Annotated in this window: 8 protein-coding genes and 1 pseudogene; 2 read left to right on the plus strand and 7 right to left on the minus strand. The window is 60.1% G+C overall.

Translation table 11 applies throughout. The features are described 5' to 3' along the window. Positions 1 to 9: 9 nt before the first annotated feature. From C8D77_RS02000 to C8D77_RS02030, 7 genes are all read right to left on the minus strand, one after another. A complete protein-coding gene (locus C8D77_RS02000) occupies positions 10 to 1,704 on the minus strand; it encodes a GMC family oxidoreductase (protein ID WP_109658914.1) in 1,695 nt (564 codons plus the stop codon). After that, positions 1,701 to 2,498, minus strand: coding sequence for an ABC transporter permease (locus C8D77_RS02005; protein ID WP_109658915.1), 798 nt, complete (start codon positions 2,496 to 2,498; stop codon positions 1,701 to 1,703). The genes C8D77_RS02000 and C8D77_RS02005 overlap by 4 nt, the downstream gene beginning before the upstream one ends. Before the next feature lie 3 nt (positions 2,499 to 2,501). Further along, on the minus strand, positions 2,502 to 3,374 hold the full coding sequence (locus tag C8D77_RS02010; RefSeq protein ID WP_109658916.1) for an ABC transporter permease: 873 nt from the start codon (positions 3,372 to 3,374) through the stop codon (positions 2,502 to 2,504). Positions 3,375 to 3,456: 82 nt separating this feature from the next. Further along, the gene (locus C8D77_RS02015) at positions 3,457 to 4,497 is read right to left on the minus strand and encodes a polyamine ABC transporter substrate-binding protein (RefSeq protein WP_109658917.1); all 1,041 of its coding nucleotides are present in this window, start codon (positions 4,495 to 4,497) and stop codon (positions 3,457 to 3,459) included. Positions 4,498 to 4,557: 60 nt separating this feature from the next. Next, positions 4,558 to 5,862 (minus strand): NAD(P)/FAD-dependent oxidoreductase, encoded by a 1,305-nt coding sequence (locus C8D77_RS02020; protein ID WP_170136652.1) that lies wholly within the window; start codon positions 5,860 to 5,862, stop codon positions 4,558 to 4,560. Between the two features lie 3 nt (positions 5,863 to 5,865). Further along, positions 5,866 to 6,597 carry an HAD-IA family hydrolase gene (locus C8D77_RS02025; RefSeq protein ID WP_109658919.1) on the minus strand — a complete coding sequence of 244 codons (732 nt, stop codon included), beginning with the start codon at positions 6,595 to 6,597 and terminating at the stop codon, positions 5,866 to 5,868. A 31-nt stretch (positions 6,598 to 6,628) separates the two neighbouring features. After that, a complete protein-coding gene (locus C8D77_RS02030) occupies positions 6,629 to 7,720 on the minus strand; it encodes an ABC transporter ATP-binding protein (RefSeq protein ID WP_109658920.1) in 1,092 nt (363 codons plus the stop codon). Between the two features lie 234 nt (positions 7,721 to 7,954). Between C8D77_RS02030 and C8D77_RS02035 the strand changes: the two genes are divergently transcribed. After that, positions 7,955 to 8,920 (plus strand): LysR family transcriptional regulator, encoded by a 966-nt coding sequence (locus C8D77_RS02035; protein WP_109658921.1) that lies wholly within the window; start codon positions 7,955 to 7,957, stop codon positions 8,918 to 8,920. Between the two features lie 184 nt (positions 8,921 to 9,104). Then, a pseudogene (locus tag C8D77_RS02040) lies at positions 9,105 to 9,454 on the plus strand (serine hydrolase domain-containing protein); the annotation flags it as partial.

Genomic DNA, 9,454 nt, shown 5'->3' on the forward strand with positions numbered 1-9,454 from the left:
CTTTTCCGTTCAGTTCGCAGCGCGGATCATGTCGGCGATGCGCTCGGCCATCATGATCGTTGGAATGTTTGTGTTGGCGCACGGAATCGAGGGCATCAACGATGCATCGCAAACACGCAACCCTTCCGTTTGGTAAACCTTGCCGAAAGGCGACGTCACGGCCATCGCATCATCGGGCGTCCCCATGCGGCAGGTGCCGGAGGGATGCCAGGTTCCGGCGACATGCCGGGAGACGAATTCGGTCAGCGCGGCATCGTCCTTCAGCAATCCATCCACGGTCGTCCCCATCGTAATCACCGAATGCACAAGAGCTGCGCGTAGTGGCCCGGCTATGTCGAGCATTGCCGACAGGGCACCCCGCTGCACCGCATTCCAGGGACCTGGAACGGCGACTTTCGCGACGCGCGGCGAGTAGCTGGAGGGGAAAACGGTGCCGCGAGCGCCGTTCATGGTCGGATCAAGCAAAGTCTGCGCACCGAGCCGCAAGGCGCTCTTCAGCCGCTCAAGATCCCGCTCGTCGCTGAGCATGCGGAAATCGACATCCGGCTCCGCATCGGGATCGGCGCTGGAAAGACGCACAACACCGCGCGAATAGGATTTGTTGACCCAGAAGAACAGGCTGCCCATGCGCAACCCGACGGAATGCCAGCCCGAGCGCGACAGGATGGCCGCATGCATGTCGCCGTACGGCGTTCCCTCAAGGTTGGAGGAGAAACGCCAGACCGCCTGTTCGTGATGCTCGCCTTTGTCGCGCACCCGCATGTGCGAGGGAAGGAAGGCTGCAACGGCAATCGAGGGGTGCTCCATCAAGTTTCGTCCGACCCCGGATCTCGATGCGACAACCGGAATGCCGAGAGCCGCAAGCTCATTGCCAGGCCCCACGCCGGACCGCTGCAGGAGTGCCGGAGAATGTATGGCGCCGGATGCCACAATCACCTCGCGGGCCATAATCTTCCCAGCGTGGGGCCCGGATATCTCAGCGCCGATTGCGCGGGCGCCATCGAAGAGGATGCGCGTTGCCACGCTGTCGGTCACGATTTTGAGGTTCGCCCGTTTGCGCACTTCGGGCGTCAGATAGGCGATGGAGGTCGGCAGGCGGTCGCCCGCATCGCTAACAGCGATCGCGCCGCGAAAGGCGCCGTCCTGCCAAGGGCCGTTCTGGTCTGGCTTGATTGGATGTCCCCGTGCCTCCAGCGTTTTCATCACGCGTGCGACAAAGGGCGAGATCTTTGCATCGCTGACGCGGCGGATGGTCAGCGGGCCATCCATGCCATGCAGCGGCCCTTGAAAATCTCTGTCTGCCTCGATCTTCCTGAAATAGGGCAGGCACTCCTCCCAGCCCCAGCCCGTGGCCCCCAGCGACACCCATTCGGCATAGTCGGAGGGCGCGCCGCGATTGGCCATCAGCGCGTTGATGGCCGAGCCGCCGCCGAGAAGTCTGGCCTGCTCATAGCGGCGCGACAGACGCGTCGCGCTGTTGGAGCGAGCGTACCCCATCATCGCGGTAAGGGAAGACCAGATGTTGCGTGTGTCGAGATAGGCGCGGCCGGGATAGCGGCTGCGCACCGCCTCTGGAATGTCGTCGGCGGATATGTTGCGTCCGGCTTCGACCAGCGTCACGGTGCGGTTTGGATCCTCCGACAGCCGTGCGGCAAGGACGCAGCCGGCCGAGCCGCCCCCCAGGATCAGATGATCGACGATCATCCGGCTTTCTCCGTGCGTCGTTTGCTGCCGCGCGCATTGATCGCCACCAGCATCAGCATGATGAAGGAAACGGCAGTCAGGAGCGAGCTGATCGCGGCGATTGTTGGGTCAATCTCATCGCGCAGCGCCGTGAACATGCGCTTGGTCAGGGTCTGATATTCACCGCCCGAGATGAACAGCGAAACCACCGTTTCGTCCATCGCGGAGATGAAGGCGAACAGCAGGCCCGAAATGACGCTGGGCCGGATCTGCGGCAGGGTGACGATGAAGAAGGTGCGCAGCCGATTCATACCCAGGCTGCGCGAGACCATCTCCTGCGTATGGTCGAATTTGCGCAGGCCGACCAGCACCGAGGTGATCACATAGGGAAGTCCGAGCATCGTATTGGCGAGAATGAGGCCCGTCATGCTCGCCAGCAGCCCAACTTGCGCATAGACGAGAAAGACGCCGACGGCGGTGATGACGATGGGCACCACCAGCGGCAAAAGCAGGACGAGCTGCAAGCTGCGCACCAGTTTCGACGAAGTCATGTTGAGCGCGTAGGCGGCAGCCGTTCCGAAAATCGTGGCCAGCACGGCGCTACTAACCGCGACGATCAGGCTGACACGGGTCGCCTGCATCCAGGCGGCGCTGTCGAGATAGGCCTCATACCAGCGTAGCGACCACGAGGGCGGCGGGAAGGTCAGGAACCGGGCGCTTGAAAAGGACATCGGCACAATGATGACGATCGGTATGACCAGCCAGGCCAAAATAAGAGCGACCACGGCGTAAAGCAGGAGACTGGAAGCGCGCATGCCTCACCTCGTTCCGATGATGCGTTCGAAGGGAATGAGAAGGCTGGCCAGCTTGAACACGAGGAAGACGCAGATCATCAGCACGACGCTGATCGAGGAAGCAGCCCCCCATTCGTTGTAGACTTGGATATTGCGCGATACGAGCATGGAAACCATGTAGGTGCGCCCGCCGCCGAGCAATTCTGGCGTGATGTAGAAGCCCAGCGTCAGCACGAAGACCAGAACCATGCCGGCGATCATGCCCGGCAGCGACAGCGGCAGGAAGACACGCAGAAAAACATGCAATGGAGATCCGCCGAGGCTCGAGCCGGCCATGACCAGCTCCTGCGGGATCTTCTTCATCGTGGCGTAGAGAGGCAGCACCATGAAGGGCAAAAGGATGTGGATGGTGGCAAGCACGGTGCCGAATTCGTTGTTGACCAGCAACAGCGGGCTGTCGATCAATCCGGCGCTTTTCAGCGCGGAATTGACGATGCCGGTGCGCTGCAAAAGGATGAGCCAGGCATAAGCGCGCACCAGAACGCTGGTCCAGAAGGGCAGAAGGACGAGAGCCAGAACGATCATGCTCCAGCGCTGTGGCAGTCCCGCCGCCACATAGGCGACGGGATAGCCGAGCAGAACGGTTGCCAACGTGACGACGAAGGCAATGCGGAAGGTCTGCAAAAACGTCATCCAGTAGACGGAATCGGTTAGAAACCGCTGGTAGTTGACGATGGTGAAGCCGCCATCCTGCCAGATCGACTGCCACGCCAGCCAGCCGAGCGGCACGATCAGAAGCGCACCGACGACCAGAAGCGCGGGCGCCAGGAGCAGAAGCATCAGCCTCTGCTCGCTGCGCTCGTGACTGTCGGACGGGCTTGCTATCGATATCGTCATCAATGACCCTCCCAAGACGTCTTTGCGCTTTCTGATGCAGGTCGTTTTCCCGAAGCCGCTGCGCACTTGCGGGCGACATGCTTTACTGCTGGATAAAGGACGCCCAGCGTTTTTGCGCGTCTTCGCCAGCCTTCGAGCTCCACCATTCGTCGGACACCAGAACCTGTTTGGCGGCATTCTCGGGGGAACTTGGCATTTCGGCCGCGCGCTCCGGTGTGATCTTGCCGGTCTTGTAGGCTTCCGGGTTGCCCGGACCGTAGTCGATATAGGCCGGGAAGTTCGCTTGAATATCCGGCGTCATCGCCGCGTTGACGAATTTGACCGCCGTATCGAGATTAGGCGCACCTTTCAGGATGCACAGCGAGGTATATTGAAGGAAGCCTTGATTGAACGTGTAGCTGACGGGGATGCCCTCCTTGGCGACTGCGGTGACGCGGCCGTTCCACGCCATTTCCATATCAACTTCACGATCGGCCAGAAGCTGCGCCGACTGCGCGCCCGATGTCCACCAGACGGTGATATAAGGCTTGATCTCCTGGAGCTTCTTGAAGGCTCGATCGACATCGAGCGGATAGAGCTTGTCGGCCGGTACGCCATCCGCGAGCAGGGCCGCCTCGAGCGTTGCCAGCGGATGGTTGCGCAGCGCCCGCGTGCCGGGAAATTTCTTCACGTCCCAGAAATCAGCCCAGCTTTTCGGCGGATTGTCGCCAAACTTATCCTTGTTGTAGGCGAGCACGCTTGAATAGAATTCGTAGGCCACGGAATAAGGGCTCTTGTACTGCGCAGGCATCTTCTGTGCATTGGGGATCTTGGAAAAATCGAGCTTTTCGATCATGTCTTGCTGTCCGCCGCGAATGCAATCCTGCGTCGGTGTGTCGACGACGTCCCAGACCGGCTTGCCCGTTGCCGTCTGGGTCTTGATGACTGGCCAAGCATCCGGCGCGCTGTCCTGGTTGATGGTGATGCCAAGCAGGGCGGCCACCGGATCGAGGATGGCCTTGGTCTGGGCCTCTTGATAGGCGCCGCCTTGCGAGACGAACGTGATCTGTTCCGCCGACGCAAAACCGACGGAAAAGCCGATGACTGAAGCGGAAAGCACGAGCGTGGAAAATTTCGGTAGCATGTCCGTTCTCCTCTTGTTGGCAGGGTTTCAAACCCTGTTTTGACGTTTGAATGCTGGGTCTTAGCGCCCGATTGCATCGAGGAACTGGTACCACCCGGCGACAAGCCGGACAGCGGGTTCCCGGATGGGATAGAAAGGAACGGCTTTCAGCCGTTGCGAAGTCAGAAGCCCGAGATCCGGGCTTTCGCCGGCCACGATAGCGGCGACGTGTTTTCCCATATTGGAGGCCAGCGCCACGCCGGTGCCGTTGTACCCGACCGCATAGACGATCCGGTCATCAAGCCGGCCGGCATGCGGGATGCTGTCCATCGTCATCGCGACCAGACCGGACCAGCGATGGGTAACAGTCGCACCGGCAAGCTCTGGGAACTGACGAACCATAGCCTTGTGCAGGGCGGTAAAAGCGCTTTGCGAATCCTTCTTTCCGAAGGCGCCGCGCCCGCCATAGAGCAAGCGGTCTCCGGCCTTGCGGAACCAACGCATCATTCGCCGCGTCTCGGTGTAGCTGCGGTCCTTGGTCAGAAGATTGGCCCCGGGTTTTCCTGTCAGCGGTTCCGTGGCGATCATGGCCGAACGAAACGGGATGATCGAGGTGCGCACGGCAGCGGTAGCTGTCGTCAGGTCGGAATACGAATTGGTCGCAACCACCGCCTGTGCGGCGGTCACAGTACCGGAAGGCGTTTCCAACAGAACGCCCATCCCCTCGCGCTTCAGCCGTGTGATCGGCGTGTTTTCGAAAATGTCGATGCCGGCAGCTTTAAGCCCGGCCGCGATGCCGAACACGAAATTAAGCGGATGGATGATGCCGCCGTGCGTGTTGAGCATTCCGCCGACGAAATCCCGAGATCCGGTTTCCGTCCCCATCTCCAAGGCCGTCAGAATGGAACAGGCCGGGTCGCCGAGTACCTCGTGCAGCCACGCAGCTTCTTTTTTCAATCCTTCGAGCGAAACCGCATTGTGCGCGCATCGCAGCGATCCGGTCGAACGGTAATCGGCGGACGCAATGTTATAATCCTCCACCAGTTCGCCGACATGCTCGATCGCCTCAATACCGAGATCGTGCATCCGTCGGGCGGCCTCCAAGCCAAACCGTTCGGCGATCTGCGAAAATGCAATGCGGAATTTTCCAGAAACCACGCCACCGTTGCGACCACTGGCGCCCCAGCCGATGCGGTTCGCCTCGAGAACCACCGATGACAGGCCTCGGCGAGCGAGATACCGGGCCGTTGAAAGGCCCGTGTAGCCGCCGCCGATAATCGCCACGTCGTAGTGGCGATCTCCCGGAAGTCTGCTGAAAACAGGCCGTGGACAGGCCGTCTCCTGCCAAAGCGAGTGGATATCGGGGAAGGGCGGGTGCGCGGTCATCACTCAGGCCGCGCTGGCGATCCTGTGACCTGCGGCCAGATCCGCGTCCACAGCGTCTGCCAGTTGCTTTAGCGAGGAGAAATGGAAGTCGGGTGTGGTGAGCACCTTGGGTTCCGGTGTGCCGCCAAATCCTGTCTGGCCCTGACGTCGCTCGATCCAGCAGGTCGTGTAGCCAAGCTCCGTAGCGACGCCGATATCGTGATGCTGACTCTGGGCCACGTGCAGGATTTCCGATTGCTTGTAGCCGGAGGCGGACTGACGGCCCTTGTTGAAGGCGAAAAACTGTGGATTGGGCTTGGCGCATCCGGCTTCGTCACAGGTGACGCTGTCGTGAAAGGGACTGCCAAGCGTGGCCGAATAGGCCGAAAATGCCGTGCGATCGGCATTGGTCATTGCCACCAAGCGGAAATTGCGCCGCAACCGCGCCAAAGCCTCGACGGAATCGGAAAAGGCCGGCCACCGCAGGACCGCGAGCTGGAAGGCTTCCGCCGTTGCCTCCGCTCGGGTGAAGTCCATTTCCGTTGCCAACGACAGATAGACATCTTTCATGGCGAAGGATGAGCGGCCGTAGAACTTGTCGCGGCCGCGCTTGTAGGATTCGAAAATCGCATCGTCGGAGGCAGCCTTCGCCTTGTCGCCGCCGAGCGCGCGAACGGCATTGAGCACGCCCGTTTCGAAGTCGATCAACGTGCCGACGACATCGAAGGTCATGACCTTGAATTCGCTGAGTTTCATTATGCGGTTTCCTTTTGGCAAATCAGGGCGTTCAGGGGGCGTCCGGGACGACGATCGTGTCTTCGGGGTGCAAGGCTACCGTGATCGGTTCGCCGGGTTTCTTGAGGTGCAACCGTCCGGCATGATTGCTGGGAAGCCTGAGGCTCAGATCTCCGCCGGAAGACAATTTCAGAAACACCCGGATACTCTCGCCCTGATAGAGCGTCTCGGTCACCGTCCCCGAAAGCCTGTTCGACGCGTGCGGCGCGTTGTCATCGGCGACCACAAGTTTTTCAGAGTGCACCGCGAGAGACAGCGCCTTGCCTTGGGGAACGCTGCGCGATGTGCGCAGAACGGCATCGCCGAGCGTTACTGTATCGTTGCCGGCGCGTGTGACGGGCAAAAGAGTTGCCTCCCCGATGAAGCGCGCGACGAAGGAATCGGCGGGATGGTCATGCAGCTGTTCGGGTGTGTCGATCTGGACGAAGCGGCCCTTGTTCATGATGGCGACGCGATCGCTCATTGTCAGAGCTTCCCGCTGGTCGTGCGTGACATAGACGATCGTCGCGCCGAGCTTGCGGTGCAGCCGTTTCAGTTCGATCTGCATGGATTCGCGCAATTGCTTGTCGAGCGCCGACAGCGGTTCGTCCATCAAGATCAGCCGCGGCTCGAAGATGATGGCGCGGGCCAGTGCTACACGTTGGCGCTGCCCGCCGGACAGTTCGTGGACGCGCCTGCTCTCGAAGCCGCCCAGTTCGACCATATCGAGCGCGCCTTGCAGCTTGTCGGCCCAGTTTGATTTCGGCAGGCGACGTGCGCGCAGCGGAAAGGTGATGTTTTCCCCGACGCTCATATGCGGGAAAAGAGCATAGTTCTGGAAGACGATGCCAATATCGCGTTTGTGCGGAGGCTCGAATGTAATATCGCGGGTGCCGAGCCAAATTGACCCGGATGTCGGTTGGACGAAGCCGCCAAGAAGACCCAGAAATGTCGTCTTCCCCGATCCGGACGGACCGAGAATGGAGACGAACTCGCCTGGAGCGACCTCGAGACTGACATTGTCCAGTGCGCGAAAATGTCCATAGCTCTTGCTGGCCGCGCGAATGGAGGCACCTACGCGATCCGCTTTCGTTGCATCAATCATATGATTCCACTACGAAATTCATCAGCGGCGCTTTGGTGGGGCGCATGCTGCATTCTGTGATGAGTAGAAGTCTGAATATGTATTTCATGCCGGCACCTGCCCCGTGCCGTCTGAGTGCGCATTCCATTCCCGAAATTTTTCTTGAAGGTCTTGCGCCTTCCATGACAGCCAGGAGACCAAAGAAAGTGTGTCTTCGCAATTGAAAAAAAGTTCGGGATGATGTTACATCATGTAATGGAAAAATTGAGACGCTCCTTGCCATCCATGAACGGCCTCTTTACTTTCGAAGCCGCCGCGCGCTGCGGCAATTTTTCCAGGGCAGCGCAGGAGCTGAACGTGACGCCCGCGGCCGTCAGCCGTATGGTTGCACGGCTGGAAGAGCATCTCGAGACGACGTTGTTTGTGCGTCAACCTGGCGGAGTCGGCCTGACCGAATCTGGACGGCTGCTGTTTGACGCGATTGCCAGAGGGTTTTCAGTCATCGAAAATGCCTTACGCGAGATCGAGGATCGCCGCATCGGCATTCAAACGGTGTCGCTGTCGGTTTCGACCGGGTTCACCACCCACTGGATGATGCCGCGCATGGCAGATTTCAAAAAGGAGTTTCCGGCTGTCGATCTGCGTTTTCAGCTGGTCATGGGCGCGCTCGCGGGGCCGGTGAACGATGTGGATCTCGGAATGCGCTTCGTCGGTGGATCGGACGAGCGACATGAGGCCGTCTTCATCATGCCGGAAATCCTCATCCCCATCTGTAGCCCCTCCTACAGAGAAAGCCATGGTTCGGAGGCAACCGATGTGAAGCGGATGCCCGACACCACGATCAATCTGAGTGACGCGCAGCCGAACTGGTCCAGTTTATTCTCCCCACTGAACGAGGGTGACGCTGTCAATTCGATGATTTTTTCCGACTATGCCATCGTCGTTCAGGCCGCATTGCTCGGGCAGGGCGTGGCGCTCGGTTGGCTGAACGTCATTGCCCACTGGCTTCGGACGCAGGCTCTGGTGCCGGCGCGCGAGCAGCTCATGATTACGGGCCGCCAGTGCCATCTCGTCCGCCTGCGCGACAAACCCGCACGCCCAATCGTTACGCAGGTAAGGGACTGGATGATTGGCGAACTGAATGCCGACATTGTAGCGGTTGATGCGCTTTATCCAACGCTTGGGCTAAAGTCGGCAGGCCGTTCAAAATCCACCGAGTGATCCGCCCACATGCATAGATTGCAGCATTCGCTTTTGAAGGTTCGCTCATTTCTATAAGCCTGCCTAAAAGACTGGCGCTCAGGCGAAATCCATTTAAGCGAGCATTGCCGCGCTCTCGATCGTTCAACGCCACGCCGGTCCGGGACGATCTGCGGGTAGATGGCGACAAAAGGCCGGCTATGATCTGGGTGACGGCGGGTTCAATGCGACTCTTCGCGACTATGCTCGTTTCGCCCTGCTGCATCTTCGCGGCGGCGAGATCGATGGCCGGCGTATCGTGTCGACCGAGTGGATTGCCGGGACACGGTTCGGTGCTGACCCGACACTCTTCGGCGGCGTCTATCAAGAGGTTCTACCCGCCGGGGCATATCACAACCAGTTCTGGATCGAGGATACCGTACGCGGCGTCTATATGGCCCGCGGCGTCTTCGGACAACTGATCTACATCGACCCGGTGGCGGATTTCGCGGCGGTTGTCCTGTCGAGCTGGCCGGAATTCGTCAGCTCGACGAGGATGCGGACAGCGCTGGCGGC

This window comes from Mesorhizobium loti (assembly GCF_003148495.1).
Classification (GTDB): domain Bacteria; phylum Pseudomonadota; class Alphaproteobacteria; order Rhizobiales; family Rhizobiaceae; genus Mesorhizobium; species Mesorhizobium loti.